At 63.2% G+C, this 16,586-nt stretch carries 16 protein-coding genes and 2 tRNA genes; 7 read left to right on the top strand and 11 right to left on the bottom strand.

Annotated elements, in window-relative coordinates; genetic code table 11:
• Nucleotides 1-105 precede the first annotated feature (105 nt).
• Nucleotides 106-474: a cupin domain-containing protein gene (locus tag AC50YC_RS14765; RefSeq protein ID WP_494952865.1), complete on the top strand. Its 369-nt coding sequence runs from the start codon at nt 106-108 to the stop codon at nt 472-474.
• Nucleotides 475-549: 75 nt separating this feature from the next.
• Here AC50YC_RS14765 and AC50YC_RS14770 read toward each other — a convergent pair.
• From AC50YC_RS14770 to dnaA, 11 genes are all read right to left on the bottom strand, one after another.
• Nucleotides 550-625: transfer RNA gene (locus AC50YC_RS14770), tRNA-Ala, on the bottom strand.
• A 73-nt stretch (nt 626-698) separates the two neighbouring features.
• Nucleotides 699-821, bottom strand: coding sequence for a DLW-39 family protein (locus AC50YC_RS14775; protein ID WP_494952866.1), 123 nt, complete (start codon nt 819-821; stop codon nt 699-701).
• A gap of 63 nt (nt 822-884) precedes the next feature.
• Nucleotides 885-958 (bottom strand) — tRNA-Ile (locus AC50YC_RS14780).
• Between the two features lie 98 nt (nt 959-1,056).
• A complete protein-coding gene (locus tag AC50YC_RS14785) occupies nt 1,057-1,710 on the bottom strand; it encodes a DUF3566 domain-containing protein (protein ID WP_494952867.1) in 654 nt (217 codons plus the stop codon).
• On the bottom strand, nt 1,707-4,418 hold the full coding sequence (gene gyrA / locus AC50YC_RS14790) for a DNA gyrase subunit A (protein WP_494952868.1): 2,712 nt from the start codon (nt 4,416-4,418) through the stop codon (nt 1,707-1,709). Before gyrA ends, AC50YC_RS14785 begins: the two co-directional genes overlap by 4 nt.
• A 61-nt stretch (nt 4,419-4,479) precedes the next feature.
• A complete protein-coding gene (gene gyrB, locus AC50YC_RS14795; protein WP_494952869.1) occupies nt 4,480-6,564 on the bottom strand; it encodes a DNA topoisomerase (ATP-hydrolyzing) subunit B in 2,085 nt (694 codons plus the stop codon).
• Nucleotides 6,565-6,986: 422 nt separating this feature from the next.
• Nucleotides 6,987-7,550 carry a DciA family protein gene (locus AC50YC_RS14800; RefSeq protein ID WP_494952870.1) on the bottom strand — a complete coding sequence of 188 codons (564 nt, stop codon included), beginning with the start codon at nt 7,548-7,550 and terminating at the stop codon, nt 6,987-6,989.
• On the bottom strand, nt 7,547-8,737 hold the full coding sequence (recF, locus tag AC50YC_RS14805) for a DNA replication/repair protein RecF (RefSeq protein WP_494952871.1): 1,191 nt from the start codon (nt 8,735-8,737) through the stop codon (nt 7,547-7,549). The genes AC50YC_RS14800 and recF overlap by 4 nt, the downstream gene beginning before the upstream one ends.
• Nucleotides 8,738-8,763: 26 nt before the next feature.
• A complete protein-coding gene (gene gnd / locus AC50YC_RS14810) occupies nt 8,764-9,648 on the bottom strand; it encodes a phosphogluconate dehydrogenase (NAD(+)-dependent, decarboxylating) (RefSeq protein WP_494952872.1) in 885 nt (294 codons plus the stop codon).
• Between the two features lie 96 nt (nt 9,649-9,744).
• On the bottom strand, nt 9,745-10,869 hold the full coding sequence (gene dnaN, locus AC50YC_RS14815) for a DNA polymerase III subunit beta (protein ID WP_494952873.1): 1,125 nt from the start codon (nt 10,867-10,869) through the stop codon (nt 9,745-9,747).
• A 533-nt stretch (nt 10,870-11,402) separates the two neighbouring features.
• Entirely contained in the window at nt 11,403-12,824 is a 1,422-nt protein-coding gene (dnaA, locus tag AC50YC_RS14820) for a chromosomal replication initiator protein DnaA (RefSeq protein ID WP_494952874.1), read from the bottom strand.
• Between the two features lie 463 nt (nt 12,825-13,287).
• On the opposite strand from dnaA, the gene rpmH reads away from it, so the two are divergent.
• The 6 genes from rpmH to rsmG are packed head-to-tail and all read left to right on the top strand — an operon-like array spanning nt 13,288 to nt 16,547.
• Nucleotides 13,288-13,425, top strand: a complete 138-nt coding sequence (rpmH, locus tag AC50YC_RS14825) for a 50S ribosomal protein L34 (protein ID WP_003800212.1) — start codon at nt 13,288-13,290, stop codon at nt 13,423-13,425.
• Between the two features lie 41 nt (nt 13,426-13,466).
• Nucleotides 13,467-13,877: a ribonuclease P protein component gene (gene rnpA / locus AC50YC_RS14830; protein WP_494952875.1), complete on the top strand. Its 411-nt coding sequence runs from the start codon at nt 13,467-13,469 to the stop codon at nt 13,875-13,877.
• Nucleotides 13,870-14,265, top strand: coding sequence for a membrane protein insertion efficiency factor YidD (yidD, locus tag AC50YC_RS14835; RefSeq protein WP_494952876.1), 396 nt, complete (start codon nt 13,870-13,872; stop codon nt 14,263-14,265). Before rnpA ends, yidD begins: the two co-directional genes overlap by 8 nt.
• 16 nt (nt 14,266-14,281) lie before the next feature.
• On the top strand, nt 14,282-15,262 hold the full coding sequence (gene yidC / locus AC50YC_RS14840; RefSeq protein WP_354171449.1) for a membrane protein insertase YidC: 981 nt from the start codon (nt 14,282-14,284) through the stop codon (nt 15,260-15,262).
• Entirely contained in the window at nt 15,262-15,879 is a 618-nt protein-coding gene (locus AC50YC_RS14845) for a Jag family protein (protein WP_494952877.1), read from the top strand. The genes yidC and AC50YC_RS14845 overlap by 1 nt, the downstream gene beginning before the upstream one ends.
• A gap of 17 nt (nt 15,880-15,896) precedes the next feature.
• Nucleotides 15,897-16,547, top strand: coding sequence for a 16S rRNA (guanine(527)-N(7))-methyltransferase RsmG (gene rsmG / locus AC50YC_RS14850; RefSeq protein ID WP_494952878.1), 651 nt, complete (start codon nt 15,897-15,899; stop codon nt 16,545-16,547).
• Nucleotides 16,548-16,586: the final 39 nt, after the last annotated feature.

Below are 16,586 nucleotides of genomic sequence, written 5' to 3' on the forward strand. Positions count from 1 at the left end.
GTGTGGGCTCGCTGCTGCCACCTGTTGCTGATGCATCCTTGACCGTGGCAGGCGGTGGTGCCAGTCTTAAATCCGGTCTCACAATCATCCACAAAGGAGACCATTATGGCTTCAACCATCCGCAAGAGCCTGGACCATCCGGAGGAGACCCGCCCCGTCAAGGACGGCATGGGTCAGGTGGAGATCGTCAATCTGGACGCCGATGCCGTGGCACGGGTGACGTTCCTGCCGGGCTGGAAGTGGTCGTTGCACGTCAAGCCGATCGCCCAGACAGAGAGCTGCATGGTTGCCCACAAGGGGTACACCATCTCGGGCCGCCTCAAGGTCCTGATGGACAACGGCGAGGAGAACGAGTTCGGCCCGGGTGACTTCGGCATCATCCCGCCGGGGCACGACGCGTGGGTTGTCGGCGACGAACCGTACGTCTTCATCGACTGGCAGGGCATGAGCGACTACGCGAAGCCCAAGGAATGAGGAGTAATTCCCCGGCTACCAGCTGGGCATGCAAAAGGCCCCGGACCGCGTTTCCGCGATCCGGGGCCTTTCCTATGGTGGAGGCACGGGGACTCGAACCCCGAACCCCCTGCTTGCAAAGCAGGTGCGCTACCAATTGCGCCATGCCCCCCATAAGAAGCAACCCGACAATCATACCCTAGTCCGAGGAGCTGATTTCCAGCTCCCGTTCCGGGGAGTCCGGGCTAGTCAACCGTATCGGTTGATTCGCTCCAGACAGTTTTCCGGGCCTCGGATTCCTGCACTTTCTTGTAGAGCAGGACGCCTGCGATCGTAGCTGCAACAACGAGCAACTTCTTCACATTCACCCCGTTCCGATCCGGCGATAAACAAATATCACCGAACCTCCACTTGAATCCGTACAGATTCCGTGGGCGTACCAGGACTTGAACCTGGGACCTCTTCGTTATCAGCGAAGCGCTCTAACCGCCTGAGCTATACGCCCCGATGCCTCATCGGGCCGAGATACGACTTTACAGCACATCCCGGCCCGATCTCAAATCGAGGCATTTCCCCGGGAAAAATCCGGGAAAACTATGGGATTTAGTCGTCCGTGAGGGTGACACCGATGCCGCCCACCAGGGTGGCCGAGATGTTGTAGAGCACGGCCGAGAGCATCGAGAGCGCCGTCAGCAGGACGACGTTGATGACGGCGATGATCGTGGCAAAGGATGCCACCTGTCCCAGCGAGGCGACCTTCTTCAATTCGAAGCCACCGCCCTCGGAACCGGCCAGGGTGCCGAGCAGACCGTCGACCTGGTCGAAGATTCCGGTCAGATCCAGCACCGTCCAGAGCACAATCGCGGCCACAACTGTCACGATGCCCAGCGCTACCGAGAGCAGGAAGGCCATCTTCAGCACGGACCAGGGATCCACTTTGCTCACCAGCAGGCGGGCGCGGCGGACCTTGGCCTTGGGGGCCGGCTTAATCAGCCCCGAGGTGCTCTGGCCCGGACGGTTCTGGTCCGGGCGTTGTCCGGGGGTGGCCGGGCGCTGCCCGGGAGCGACCGGGCGTCCCTGCGTGGCCGGACGCTGGCCAGGCACCTGCGGGCGCTGAGCGGAACCATTGGGACCGCCTGCCACCCCCGGGCGCTGCTCGGGACGGGACGGCGCGCCTACCCGCGGAGCGGCAGCAGGCTGCCGCACTCCGCCGGGAACGCCGCTGTTCGGCTTGGGATATGAGTCGGAATTACTCACTCGTTACCTCCGGTATTGTCTTCGTCCAGCTCGGCATTGCCTGATGACTCATCTGACTCCGGGGCCGGTGCTGATTCTTCCGCTGCGGACCCATCATGTGATCCGTTATTTTCAGCCAACGTTACGTCATCCGCCGCCGATGCCTGACTTTCGGCAGCATCGTCGTCGAGTGGTTCGTCGGTTTCGAGGCCTCGTTCGCTGTTGCGCGCCACCTCGATGATGCGGTCGTTCTTGTCCGGCTTGGCGAAGATAACACCCATGGTGTCGCGTCCCTTGGCCGGCACTCCGGCCACGGAGGAACGGACCACCTTGCCGCCTTCCATGACCACCAGGACCTCGTCTTCCGCTTGGACGATCAGGGCGCCCACGAGGTGGCCGCGCTCCTCCTGGTATTTGCCGACCTTGATGCCGAGGCCGCCGCGGCCCTGGAGGCGGTATTCCTCCACCGCGGTGCGTTTGGCGTAGCCGCCCTCGGTGACGACGAACACGAAGGAACCGTCCGTGACCACGTCGGCGGCCAGCAGTTCGTCGTCCTCGCGGAACTTCATTCCGGTGACACCGGAGGTTGCCCGGCCCATCGGGCGCAGGGCCTCATCGGTTGCGGTGAAGCGGATCGACTGGCCCATGCGGGAGACGAGCATCAGGTCATCCGTCTCCGAGACCAGCTGTGCGGAGACCAGCTCGTCGCCGTCGCGGAGGTTGATCGCGATGACGCCTGCGGAGCGGTTGGTGTCGTAGTCCTCGAGGCGGGTCTTCTTCACCAGACCGCGTTTGGTGGCCAGGACCAGGTACGGCGACTGCTGGTAGTCCCGCAGATCCAGCACCTGGGCGATGTGTTCGTCCGGCTGGAATGCGAGCAGGTTCGCCACGTGCTGGCCCTTGGCGTCGCGTCCGGCTTCCACGAGTTCGTACGCCTTCGCCCGGTACACCCGGCCAAGGTTCGTGAAGAAGAGCAGCCAGTGGTGGGTGGTGGTGACGAAGAAGTGCTCGACGACGTCGTCGCCGCGCAGCTGCGCGCCCTTGATGCCCTTGCCGCCGCGCTGCTGCGAGCGGTAGTTGTCGCTGCGGGTTCGCTTGACGTAGCCGCCGCGGGTGATCGTGACGACCATTTCCTCTTCGGGGATCAGGTCCTCCATCGACATGTCGCCGTCGAAGCCCAGCAGCACCTTGGTGCGGCGGTCATCCCCGTGTTTGGCCACGATTTCGCCCAGTTCGGTGCTGATGATCGCGCGCTGGCGTTCCTCGGAGGCCAGGATCGAGTTGTACTCGGCGATCAGGGCTTCGAGTTCGGAGTGGCGGTCCTGGATCTTCTGGCGTTCCAGTGCCGCGAGCCGGCGCAGCTGCATGTCGAGGATGGCGCGGGCCTGGAGTTCATCGATGTCGAGGAGCTGCATGAGGCCGTCGCGGGCCGCTTCGGTGGTGTTTGAGGCCCGGATCAGCGCGATGACTTCGTCGAGCGCGTCGAGCGCCTTGAGGAGGGCGCGCAGGATGTGCGCTTCTTCCTCGGCCTTGCGGAGGCGGTAGCGGGTGCGGCGTGCAATGACATCCATCTGGTGGGTGACCCAGTGGCGGATGAACGCATCCAGGCTCAGCGTGCGGGGCACGCCGTCGACGATCGCCAGCATGTTCGCTGCGAAGTTGTCCTGCAGCTGGGTGTGCTTGTAGAGGTTGTTCAGCACGACCTTGGCGACGGCGTCGCGCTTGAGCACGATGACCAAGCGCTGGCCGGTGCGTCCCGAGGTTTCATCGCGGAGGTCCGCGATGCCGGAAATCTTGCCGTCCTTGACGAGTTCCGCAATCTTGATCGCCAGGTTGTCCGGGTTGGCCTGGTAAGGCAGCTCCGTGACCACCAGGCAGGTGCGGCCCTGGAGTTCCTCCACGTTGACGACGGCACGCATGGTGATCGAGCCGCGGCCCGTGCGGTACGCGTCCTCGATCCCCTTGTGTCCCAGGATGGTGGCGCCGGTCGGGAAGTCGGGTCCCTTGATGCGGACGATCAGCTCTTCGAGCAGTTCTTCGCGGCTTGCGGTCGGGTTGGACAGGTACCACTGCACGCCGTCGGCGACCTCGCGGAGGTTGTGCGGCGGAATGTTGGTGGCCATGCCGACGGCGATGCCCGAGGAGCCGTTGACCAGGAGGTTGGGGAAACGCGCCGGCAGGATGGTGGGTTCCTGGTTCTTGCCGTCGTAGTTGTCCTGGAAGTCAACGGTTTCCTCGTCGATGTCGCGGACCATTTCCATGGCCAGCGGGGCCATCTTCGTTTCGGTGTACCGCGGTGCAGCAGCACCGTCGTTGCCGGGAGAACCGAAGTTGCCCTGACCCAGCGCCAGCGGGTAGCGCATGGTCCAGTCCTGGATCAGGCGGACCAGCGCATCGTAGATGGCCGTGTCACCGTGCGGGTGGTACTGGCCCATGACTTCGCCGACCACACGGGCGCACTTGTTGAAGGACCGCTCCGGGCGGTAGCCGCCGTCGAACATCGCGTAGAGCACCCGGCGGTGCACCGGCTTTAGGCCGTCGCGGACGTCCGGAAGGGCCCGGCCCACAATTACGGCCATCGCGTAGTCGAGGTAGGAACGCTGCATTTCCGTTTGCAGGTCGACCTGTTCGACGCGGTCGGTCAGCACGTCGGTGTCCAGGACAGTGCCCTCGATAACGGCGTCGGCATCGGCCGGGCCGGCCGGAACTTCTGGTGTTTCGTCACTCATAGTCTATATTTTCCGTTTCAGGTATATATCAGTCCGGGAATATGAAGGGCTTTGGTGGCCGCTAGATATCGAGGAACCGAACGTCCTTGGCGTTCTGCTGAATGAAGTTTCGGCGCGATTCGACGTCTTCGCCCATGAGTGTGGAGAAAGTCTGGTCCGCGGCCAGGGCGTCGTCCATGGTGACTTGCAGCAGGGTGCGGTGATCCGGATCCATGGTGGTGTCCCACAGTTCGGTGTAGTCCATCTCACCGAGTCCCTTGTACCGCTGGATGCCGTTGTCCTTGGGGATCCGGCGGCCTGCGGCCTGGCCGGACAGCAGCCGTGCATCGCGTTCCCGGTCGCTGTAGACGTAGTCGTGCGGGGCGTTGGACCACTTGATCCGGTACAGCGGGGGCTGCGCGAGGTATACATAGCCGTTCTCGATCAGCGGGCGCATGTAGCGGAACAGCAGGGTCATCAGCAGGGTGGTGATGTGCTGGCCGTCGACGTCCGCATCGGCCATGAGGACGATCTTGTGGTAGCGCAGTTTGCTCAGGTCGAAGTCCTCGCCGATCCCCGTGCCGAAAGCGGTAATCATGGACTGGACCTCGGCGTTGCCCAGGGCCTTGTCCAGCCGGGCCCGCTCCACGTTCAGGATCTTGCCGCGCAGCGGCAGGATGGCCTGGGTTTCCGGGTTGCGGCCGCGCTTGGCGGAACCGCCAGCGGAGTCGCCCTCCACGATGTAGACCTCGCATTTCTCCGGGTTCTTCGAAGAGCAGTCGGAGAGTTTGCCGGGCATACCAAACGATTCCAACGGGCTCTTGCGGCGCGCGTTGTCGCGGGCCTTGCGCGCTGCCATACGTGCCTGGGCTGCCGAGATGGCCTTGCGGATGACATCGCGGGCCGGGCCCGGGTTGCGTTCGAGCCAGTCGCCCAGTCCGTCCGTGACCACACGCTGGACGAAGCCCTTCACCTCGGAGTTGCCGAGTTTGGTCTTGGTCTGGCCCTCGAACTGCGGCTCGGCCAGTTTGACCGAGATCACCGCCGTGAGGCCTTCGCGGATGTCATCACCGGTGAGGTTGTCATCCTTTTCCTTGATGATGCTCTTCTCCCGCGCATAGCGGTTGATCAGCGAAGTCATCGCGGCGCGGAAGCCCTCTTCGTGCGTGCCGCCCTCGTGGGTGTTGATGGTATTGGCATAGGTGTGGACGCTCTCGGAATACGCGTTGGTCCACTGCATCGCCATTTCCAGGGCGATGTGCCGTTCCTTGTCCTCGGTTTCGAACGCGATGACGTCCTCGTGGACCACATCGACCTTCTTGCCGGAGTTGAGGTGTTTGACGTAGTCCAGCAACCCGTCGTCGTACTGGTACACGACGGTGTGGAACTCGGCCGGTACTTCACCTTCGGTCGGAATAGCGTCGAGGTCCAGATCCCCGTCCTCGGACGGTTCCTCCGCGGCGCGCCTCTCGTCGGTGAGCGTAATCCGCAGCCCCTTATTCAGGAAGGCCATCTGCTGGAAGCGGGCGCGCAGTGTTTCGAAATCGAAATCCGTGGATTCGAAGATGCCGGCATCCGGGTAGAACGTCTGGGTGGTGCCGGTGTCAGATGTCTCTTCACCCTGAACCAGCCCGCCCTGCGGCTTGCCGCCGTCAGCGAAGGACATCCGCCAGACGTGGCCCTGCCGGCGGACCTCGGTGTCGACGCGGCTCGAGAGCGCGTTGACCACGGAGATGCCAACGCCGTGCAGGCCGCCGGACACCGCGTAGCCGCCGCCGCCGAACTTGCCGCCCGCGTGCAGGATGGTCATAACGACCTCCACGGTGGGCTTGTGCTCGGTCGGGTGCATGTCAACCGGAATGCCGCGGCCGTTATCGACCACTTTGACCCCGCCGTCGGCCTGAAGCACGATTTCGATGTGAGTGCAGTACCCGGCCAGGGCCTCGTCCACTGAGTTGTCCACGACTTCATAGACCAGGTGGTGCAAACCGCGCGGCCCGGTGGAGCCGATGTACATGCCGGGACGCTTCCGGACAGCTTCCAGGCCTTCGAGCACCGTGATGTCGCTGGCGCCGTAGCCGTGGGGAGTTGCGGCTTCCGGCGGGGTATCCGCCGTTCCCGCCACTACTGGTTCCACTGCCGGGATCTCTGCATTGTCGTTAGCCACAGGCGCTTTCGACTCCTCTTTTTTCGTTAAAGGCCAGCCGTTGCCCCCTCCCGAAAGGAAAGAGCTACTGCCAACGGGCACGTCGCTGAAGACACCGGTTGTGCTGCTGGCTCGAGGATCCGTCTACCGCACGCGGATATTGCGTCGGAAACGGACTCAGTCAACGTTTCACCGGCGCCCAGTTATCTACCCCCGATTCTACCGTGTTATAGGGGCGAAACCCGCATTCCCGGGGGCCAAACGGGGAGGAAAGTACCGCTGGGAGGCCACAGGCCATACCTGCAAGGCTCCAGGACCACCGGATGCGGGTGCCTATACGACTCCGCCGCGTCTGAGCGCCCTACACGCCATTTGCGGATTTTTCAATAGTTTTGCAAGGAGTGCTTCAGATCGGGTGCGGCGGGAACCACGAAAATCCGGACTCATCCATAGGTATCCCGCGGGCCGCGCCCGTTGACGGTCCGGCTTCCCTTGCGCCAGCTCGGCGCTGCAGGTCCGAGGACCTGGATCTTGGTCACGACGCCGTCGCCGAGTTCGGTGCGGAATTTCTCCAGCAGGCTCATGCTGAGCAGGCGCAGTTGGGTTGCCCAGGCGGTGGAATCACAGCGGACGTGGAGGGTCGTGTCGGTGAAGCTTTCCGGGGTGCAATGGGCGGAAATCTCCGGCCCCACGAGTGTTGCCCACTCGGCCATCACCGAGCCAACGGCGACCGGTGAGCTCCAGCCGCGCTCCGCGACGAGACGGCCAACCACCTTGCCGAGCCCCATCGGGTCCCGGCCGGTGCCGTGGAATTGTCCGAAGCCGCGGGTGCCGCCGGAACTGCGGCCGGTCTTCTGCGGGGTGCTGCCGGGGCGCGGAGGAGCCTTGCGCCGGATTTCGCCGCGGGACGCGGCCGCTTCGCGCATCCTGTTCAGGGCCGACTGGGCGGCGTCGATATCGTCGGGATCGCGGCCCGGTTGCAGGCCGCCGTCGGTATCCTTATTCATCGATCTTCCCGCTCATCGATTCCTCCCGGGACTACCTTCACCCGCCGCCCGGCCAGTTCCGATGGGATATCGTCCTCGACGGCGGCAGTCACGAGCACCTGCTCGGCGCCGGATACTATTGCCGCCAGTTTACGCCGCCGCTGGACGTCCAGCTCGGCGAAAACGTCGTCCAGGATCAGGATGGGAGCGGATCCGCCGGTGCGCGCGTCGTCGAGCATCACGTAGTACGAGGCCAGCCGCAGGGACAGGCACATGGACCAGGTTTCGCCATGCGAGGCATAGCCCTTCGCGGGGGCCTCCCCCAGGACCAGTTCGAGCTCGTCACGGTGCGGGCCGACGAGGGAGATCCCACGTTCCAGCTCCTTGCGCCGCGACGATGCGAAGGCCTGGACGTAGCGTTCGGTGAGTTGGTCGACGGAAAGCGGCCGCAGGTCCTCGGCGGCTCCGGCAGCAGCGGCCGATACCGCGCCGTCGTCCTCCACGGCACCCTGCAGCGTTGAGCGGTAGACGGCACCCGCTTCCTTGGACCCGTCGGTGAGTTGGGCGTAAGCGTTCCTGAGGTGGGGCCGGAGGCGTTCCACCAGTTCGAGCCGTGCATGCAACAGCTCGGCTCCCGCCCGGGCCATGTGCTGGTCCCAGACATCCAGGGTGGCCTCATGCCCCGAACTGAATTTCCCGGCGCGGGCGGATTTCAGCAGCGCGTTGCGCTGCTTCAGTACCCGGTCGTAGTCACTGCGGGTGGCCGAGTGCCGCGGGATGAGGCTGACCAGGAGCTCATCCAGGAATCGTCGCCGGCTGGACGGATCGCCCTTGACCAGGGCCAGGTCCTCCGGGGCGAACAGGACCGTCTGGCAGATACCCAGGATGTCCCTCGCCCGCACCGGATTGCTGCGGTTGATCCGGGCGCGGTTGGCGCGGGAGCTGTTGATTTCCAGTTCCAGCACGGTGGACTGCTCACCGCGGACCAGCTTCGCGCGGATCATGGCCCGTTCGGTGCCGAACCGCAGCAGCGGGGCGTCGGAACTGACCCGGTGAGAACTGAGCGTGGCCAGGTAGCCAATGGCTTCCATCAGGTTGGTTTTGCCAATGCCGTTTGAGCCGACCAGCACCGTAACGCCGGTCTCCAGGCTCAACTCCACCTGGGCGTAACTGCGGAAATCTGTGAGCGAAAGTTGTTCTAGGTACACGCGGGGTTCAGGATTTCAGGGCAGGACTACTTGGCCGGACGGGTCGCATGACCGCCGAACTGGTGACGCAGCGCGGAAACCATCTTCATTGCCGGGGAGTTGTCCTCCCGGGACGAGAACCGGGCAAAAAGTGCCGCCGTGATGGCCGGGGCCGGCACGGCGTTGGCGATTGCTTCTTCCACCGTCCAGCGGCCCTCGCCGGAGTCCTCGACGTAGTCGTCGATCGATTCCAGGCCGGGGTCCTCATCGAGGGCCTTGACCATGAGGTCCAGCAGCCAGGACCGGACCACGGTTCCCTTCTGCCAGGCGCGGAACGTGCCGGGCAGGTCGGTGACGATGTCCTTGGCGGCAAGGAGTTCGTACCCTTCGGCATAGGCCTGCATGAGCCCGTATTCGATGCCGTTGTGGACCATTTTGGCGTAGTGCCCGGCACCGACCCCGCCGACGTGCACGAAGCTGTCGGCGCGGTCGCCCTCGGGACGGAGTGCGTCGAAGACGGGCATCGCCCGTTCGATATCGGCGGCGTCCCCGCCGGCCATCAGGCCGTAGCCGTTCTGCAGGCCCCAGACGCCGCCGGAAACACCGCAGTCGGCGAAGCGGATGTCCTTTTCCGCCAGTGCCGCACCGTGTTTCTGGTCCTCGGTGAAGCGGGAATTGCCGCCGTCGATCACCAGGTCGCCGGCATCGAGCTTGCTGCCGAGTTCGGTGATCACGGCATCGGTGATCTCGCCGGAGGGAACCATCACCCAGATCAGGCGCGGGGCCGGCACGGCGGCGATCAGTTCATCCACGCTGGCGACGTCGGTGACGTCCGGGTTGCGGTCAAAACCGGTGACGTCGATTCCACCCTTGCGCAGCCGTTCGCGCATGTTGAAACCCATTTTTCCAAGGCCGATCAGTCCGATGTGCACTTAGATGATCTCTTTTCTGCGCTGGGGTGTTTCGGGTGGTGGCGTCAGCCAGAGGGTCTAGCCGTTCCAGAGGATCACGGCGGAACCAGCTGCCAGCTAGTTGGGCAGCCGGACCGGCATGACCAGGTAGCGGTAGTCGCCCTGGTCCTCGCCGTCGGCCTCTTTCTGGGCCGTGATCATGGCCGGCTTGGGCGCGCTGGTGAAGGAGAAGCGCACGAACTTGGTTTCGATGACGCTCAGGCCCTCGATCAGGTAGTGGGGGTTGAAGGCCACGGTGATGTCGTCACCGGTGAGCTGGGCTTCGAGTTCTTCCGAGGCCTGCGCGTCTTCGCCGGTTCCGGCGTCGAGGTGCAGCTGGCCTTGGGTGAAGGCGAGCCGGACCGGGGTGTTGCGTTCCGCCACGAGGGAGACGCGCCGCACGGCTTCGACGAGTTCGGAGGTCTGCACGGTCGCGTGGATCGGGGTGGACTCCGGGAAGAGTGAGCGGATCTTGGGGTAATCCCCGTCGACCAGGAGCGACGTCGTGGTGCGGCCGCCGCTTTCGAACCCGATGAGCCTGCTGTCATCTTCGGCGAGGGCAAGGTTGATGTCGCCGCTGCCGCCAAGGGTCTTCGCTACTTCGTTAAGCGTCTTGGCCTTGACCAGTGCGCTGGTGGAGATGCCCGGGGTGACCGGCTTCCACGGGACCTCCCGCATGGCCAGCCGGTAGCGGTCGGTGGCCAGCAGGGTGATGAGATCGTCCTCGATCTCCATCCGCACGCCGGTGAGGATGGGGAGGGTATCGTCCTTGCTCGCCGCGATGATCACCTGGGAGACAGCCTGGGCGAACGAGTCGCCCGGGACGGTGCCGCTGATGGGGGGCAATGCCGGCAGGGGCGGGTATTCGGCTTCCGGCATGGTGGCCAGGTGGAAGCAGCTTCGGCGGCAGCTGAGGGTGACTTTATTTCCGTCGGTCTGGATCTCGACCGGTGCTGAGGGCAGACTGCGGCAGATGTCGGCAAGCAGGCGTCCGGAGACCAGGATCGTGCCTTCGGTGGTGATGTCAGCGGCGATTTCGAGCCTGGCTGAAGTCTCGTAATCGAAGCTCGAGAGGCTGACGGTACCGGCTTCAGCTTTGAGGAGCAGGCCGGAAAGTACGGGTACTGGCGGCCGCGGAGACAACGACCGGGCGGCCCAGGTCACGGCTTCTGCCAGGACGTCCCGCTCGACTCTGAACTTCACGGAAGGGTGCCGCCTTTCATTGCTGCTGTCATCGCTGGTGGTCGGGCCCGGGGCCCGGCAAGGAATCACAAAAGATGTCCAGGACGGACACACTGCAGACAGCTTAGCCGCAAGAAGTGTGATTCTCCCATCCCCGGGTTACATCCGTGTGGTTCGGCCTGGCCGGCCCGGTGCCGGTTTCCGGCCGGAGTCCGGAACGGTCCTGGGCTGTGTGCGGGGTGCGGACGGAAGTTGTTATTTGAGGGAATTTCATTTTCTAGGGATTAGTAGTGTTAATAACTGCTGTGGATACTGTGGATAACCCTGTTTGGCGGCGCGATTCCGCGGTTAAGCCCTGTTCATGGACTGTGGGCGGAGCAGGTTTTAAACAGGGTGTGGATGGGGATAACATTTTTGCCCGTTCCGCTGATCCACAGGCGCCTTAAGGGTTTTAAGCCCATTAACCGCAGTTGTCCCCTTAACTATCCACAGGCTTGTCCACAGGCACCTGTTAATAAGGTCAGAGTGCGCGTCCGGGCAGGTCAGGAATCAGCTCAGGAATTACGCTGCTGCTGCTTGATCCGGTTGGTCAGCTCGGTCACCTGGTTGTAGATCACTCGGCGCTCGGCCATGAGCTCACGGATCTTGCGGTCCGCGTGGATGACCGTGGTGTGGTCGCGGCCGCCGAGCTCCTGCCCGATCTTGGGGAGGGACATGTCCGTCAGTTCCCGGCACAGGTACATCGCGATCTGCCGGGCGGTCACCAGTGTCCTGGTCCGGGATTTGCTGCAGAGTTCTTCCATGCTGAGCTTGAAGTAGTCCGCGGTCTGCGTGAGGATCTGCGCGGAGGTGATCTCCTGGGCCCCGTCATCGGTGATGAGGTCCTTTAGGACCATCTCGGCCAGGGCCACGTCGACCGGCTGGCGGTTGAGGCTGGCGAAGGCCGTGACGCGGATCAGCGCGCCCTCGAGTTCGCGGATGTTGCTGGAGATCTTCGAAGCGATGTACTCCAGGGCGTCGTCCGGGGCGGACAGGCCCTCGCTCAGGGCCTTCTTCCGGAGGATCGCGATCCGGGTCTCGAGTTCCGGCGGCTGGATGTCGGTCAGCAGGCCCCACTCGAACCGTGACTTCATCCGGTCCTCGAAACCGGCGAGCAGCTTGGGCGGCTGGTCGGAGGTGATGACCACCTGCTTGTTGTTGTTGTGCAGCGCGTTGAAGGTGTGGAAGAACTCCTCCAAGGTCCGGTCCTTGCCGGCGAGGAACTGGATGTCATCGATCAGCAGGACGTCCACGTTGCGGTAGGTCGTCTTGAAGCTGGTGCCTTCATCGTCACGGATGGAGTTGATGAAGTCGTTGGTGAATTCTTCGGAGTTCACATACCGGACCCGGATCCCGCTGTAGAGCCGTCGGGCATAGTGGCCGATCGCGTGGAGCAGGTGGGTCTTGCCGAGTCCGGAGTCACCGTAGATGAACAGCGGGTTGTAGGCCTTGGCCGGCGCTTCGGCCACGGCGACAGCCGCGGCATGGGCGAAGCGGTTGGAGGAACCGATCACGAAGGTGTCGAAGACATACTTCGGATTGAGCCGGCCGAATTCGTGGGAGGTGCTTGGCAGCATCGGCTGCGGCTTCAGTTCCACTGACGGATCGGCCGCCAGGGACAGCTCGACGGCGGCTTCCGGTTCCGTGTGGAGCGGCACCAGATCGGTATCGACGTCGATCGCGCAACGGATTTCGTCGGAGAACACGCTCCGGAGGGCGTCGTCGAGGGCTTCCTTCACCTGCGTCTGGAGTACCTCGCGGGTGAGCTCATTCGGTACGGCCACCAGCAGGGTGGATCCGATCAGGCCCTGGGCCTGGGCGAGGATGACGAAGCCACGCTGCCGGGGTGAAACACGGTGATCGTTCTCCAGCAGGCTCACGACCCGGCGCCAGGAACTTCCGACAGTGTTGGCTTGGTTGGCTTCGTCTACTGTCATCAATCAGTTCCTCAAACTTGCTTGCCTGCATTACCTGCAGCCACAAGTCCCGAACCAGTGCGCTGGCCCCGGCTTAATCCACAGGGTTATGCACAGCCCGTGGATAATCGGCTACTGAGACACTCTAGGGGATGAAAACGCCAGAAGATAGCTGGGTTGTGTCCTGTGGATAATCACACCGTTGTAGTTCTAAATCGGGGTGCGTGACCCACTTCATCCACAGGCTGGAGCGGGAGTTAGCCACAACTGTGGAAAGCCCGTTGCGCGACCCCCGGTTTGACTCGGGAGGGCGGCAAGCCCTAACGTTGTGAAGTCCCATGTGTACGCTTTTCGCCTCATTTGAATCTCTCCCGACGCCCAGCGTCTTGCGAGTCGAGGGAAGCGGCACATACAAAACTTAGCGTCGACCAGTTCTTCCCCTTGATCGGGTGGGCGCACCTTTGATCCCACTGGAGTAACTAACGTGAGCAAGCGGACTTTTCAGCCGAATAACCGCCGTCGAGCCAAGAAGCACGGCTTCCGCCTTCGTATGCGTACCCGTGCCGGCCGTGCCATCCTGGCAGCCCGTCGTGGCAAGGGTCGCACCGAGCTGTCGGCCTAAATAACTGACTCGTCGGTCCACATCCCTGTGCGAGTTTAAAGGTGCTGGCCACCCGCAACCGTCTGAGGACATCAACCGATTTTTCAACAACTGTACGTTCCGGTGTCCGCAATGGACGCCGGAACGTAGTGTTATATACGGCAGCCCTCGCTGCCGATGAACCAAGCCGGATCGGATTCATCGTTTCCAAGAGTGTTGGGAACGCTGTTGTCAGGAACCTCGTTAAGAGGAGACTGAGAGAAGTCGGTGCCTTGTCATTGCAGCAGTACGGCAGCGGGTTCACGATCGTGGTGCGGGCCCTGCCCGCCGCGGCGGGTGCCAGCTTCGACCAGTTGCGATCAGACTATGACGCCGCCTTGGAAAGCAACATGAAACGGCTGGGCAGCCGCCTTCCGAAGGCTGCTTCTTCGGTTTCTAACGAGACAACACAGGAAGGGACCCCGCGTGCGTAACTTAACTGCCGCCGTCGTCCCTCCTACAAAATCCGCAGCAGAATGGTTGGGCCGGGCAGTCTGGAACTTGCCCCGCAATATCCTCATCCTGTTGCTCCTGGCGTACCGCAAGGTGATCTCACCGCTGTACGGCCAGGTTTGCCGCTTCTTCCCCAGCTGCTCGGCCTATGCCCTTGAGGCGATCACGGTCCATGGCGCGGTCAAGGGAAGCTGGCTCGCGGCCAAGCGTCTGGTGCGCTGCCATCCCTGGAATGCCGGCGGTGTGGACCATGTCCCCGCCGGTAAATGCGAGTGGCCCGCAGACCGAACCCCCACAATTGTTGTGCTGAACAATCCGGACAAGTACCTGGCTGCTCAGACTGATGGAGAAGGCCGCTCTGCGGCCTAACGAATAGGGATATCGTATGGATTTCTTTGAAACAATCATGTTTCCGTTCAAGTGGCTTGTGTCCGCCATCATGGTGGTCTTCCACGATGGCCTGAGCGCCATCGGCATGCCCGCCGCCAACGGCTGGACGTGGACCCTGTCCATCATCGGGCTGGTGCTGGTGATCCGCGCCGCCCTGATTCCCGTGTTCGTCAAGCAGATCAAAGCCCAGCGCGGCATGCAGTTGCTGCAGCCGGACCTGAAGAAGCTACAGGACAAGTACAAGGGCAAGACCGACCAGCTGTCCCGCCAGGCCATGGCCCAGGAACAGATGGCCATGTACAAGAAGCACGGCACCAATCCGTTCTCGGCCTGCCTTCCCATGCTGATTCAGATGCCGTTCTTCTTTGCCCTCTTCACCGTGCTGTCAGGCATTACGACGGCGGCGAACAGCGGTAAGGGCATCGGAGCAATGAGCCACGAGCAAGTGGTGCAGTTCGACGAGTCCAGCATCTTCGGTGCCCCGCTTTCTGCCACCCTGCTTCACGGCACGCCCGAGGGCGGCAACGTGGTCGCGGTGTGGATTCTCTCGATCGTGATGATCCTGGCCATGACGGCCTCCCAGTTCATTACGCAGAAGCAGATCATGGCCAAGAACATGTCCGAAGAGGCCATGGCCAGCCCGTTCATGAAGCAGCAGAAGATGATGCTCTACGTCCTGCCGATCGTCTTTGGCGTGGGTGGCATCAACTTCCCCATCGGTGTCCTGATCTACTGGACCACCACCAACCTCTGGACCATGGCGCAGCAGTTCTTCGTGATCCGCCGCATGCCGACGCCGGGTTCCCCCGCAGCCAAGGCCCTTGCCGAGCGACGGGCTGCCAAGGGCCTGCCGGCCCTGCCCCTGACGGGCGCCAAGAAAGCCGAAGCCGAGGCCGCTGAAGCTGCGGCCGCTGCGGCCCTGGTAGCCAAGAGCCAGCGTGTCCAGCCACAACGTAAGAACAGGAAGAGGAAGTAATGTCTGCCGAAAGCACCGAACACGCTATTTCCGCTGAAGCGATTGACGAGCAGGACAACGCCTTGAGCCCAGTTCAGGATGCCGAACAGGACGTTGACTCAGACGCTGGCGCCGAAGAATCTGAGGGCTCCGAGGACAAGGGCACCTCCGCCAGCCGCCTGGAAGAGGAAGGCGACGTCGCAGCGGACTACCTCGAGGAACTGCTGGACATAGCCGACATCGACGGCGACATCGACATTGAAGTACGCAACGGCCGCACCTACATCTCGATCGTCGCTGAGGAAGAAGCAGCCGGCCTGGAGAGCCTCGTAGGCAAGGACGGCGAAGTCCTCGAAGCCCTGCAGGAACTGACCCGGCTCGCGGTGCTGTCCGCGACGGAAAACCGTTCCCGGCTGGTGCTGGACATCAACGGCTACCGCTCGGAGCGTGCCGGGGATCTGCAGAAGATCGCGGAAGACGCCGTCGCTTCCGTCAAGGAGTCCGGCGCGACCGTGGCTCTGGCGCCGATGAGCGCCTACGAGCGGAAGATCGTGCACGACGCCGTTGCTGACCTCGGGCTCATCAGCGAGTCCGAGGGCGAAGGCGCTGACCGCCACATCGTCGTTTCCGCAGACTGAAGCCGCCGGATAGCTTAATGGTTGAAATTACCGCGGCCGAACTGCAGGCAGCCGAGAAGATCTTTGGGGACCGGCTGGACCTGGCCAAGCGCTATGTGGAGCACCTGGCCACGTCCGGGACGGAACGGGGTCTGATTGGTCCCCGCGAGGTGCCCCGGCTGTGGAGCCGGCACGTGCTGAACTGTGCTGTCATCGAGAGCCAGATTGCCGAGGGAAGCCACGTGGCCGACGTCGGGAGCGGTGCCGGCCTGCCCGGCCTATGCCTGGCCATCGCCCGGCCGGATCTGGAACTGACCCTGATCGAACCCCTCGAACGCCGAGTTATCTGGCTGCAGGAAGTTGTGGACGATCTCGGTCTCGACAACGTTACGATCATGCGCACCCGGGCGGAGCTTGCCGTCGGCATGGTGGACGCCGACGTAGTCACGGCCCGCGCTGTGTCCGCACTCTCCAACCTCGCCGGTCTGACCATCCCGCTGCTGGCGGGTAAAGGTGAAGTAGTGGCGATCAAGGGACGTAGCGCCGGCGAGGAAATCGAAAAAGCCGCCAAGGTGATTCGGAAGCTTGGCGGTACCCAGACCTCCGTTGTCCTGGTGGGCGAGGACCTCCTCGAAGAACCCACAACCGTTGTCCGAATCGTTGTGAATAAGCCTCAAAAGATTTCCTAGCATCAGCCCGGTGCCCCCGGACTCCGAGGGTAAGAGGTT

The sequence above is a fragment of the Pseudarthrobacter sp. MDT1-56 genome (assembly GCF_059383555.1).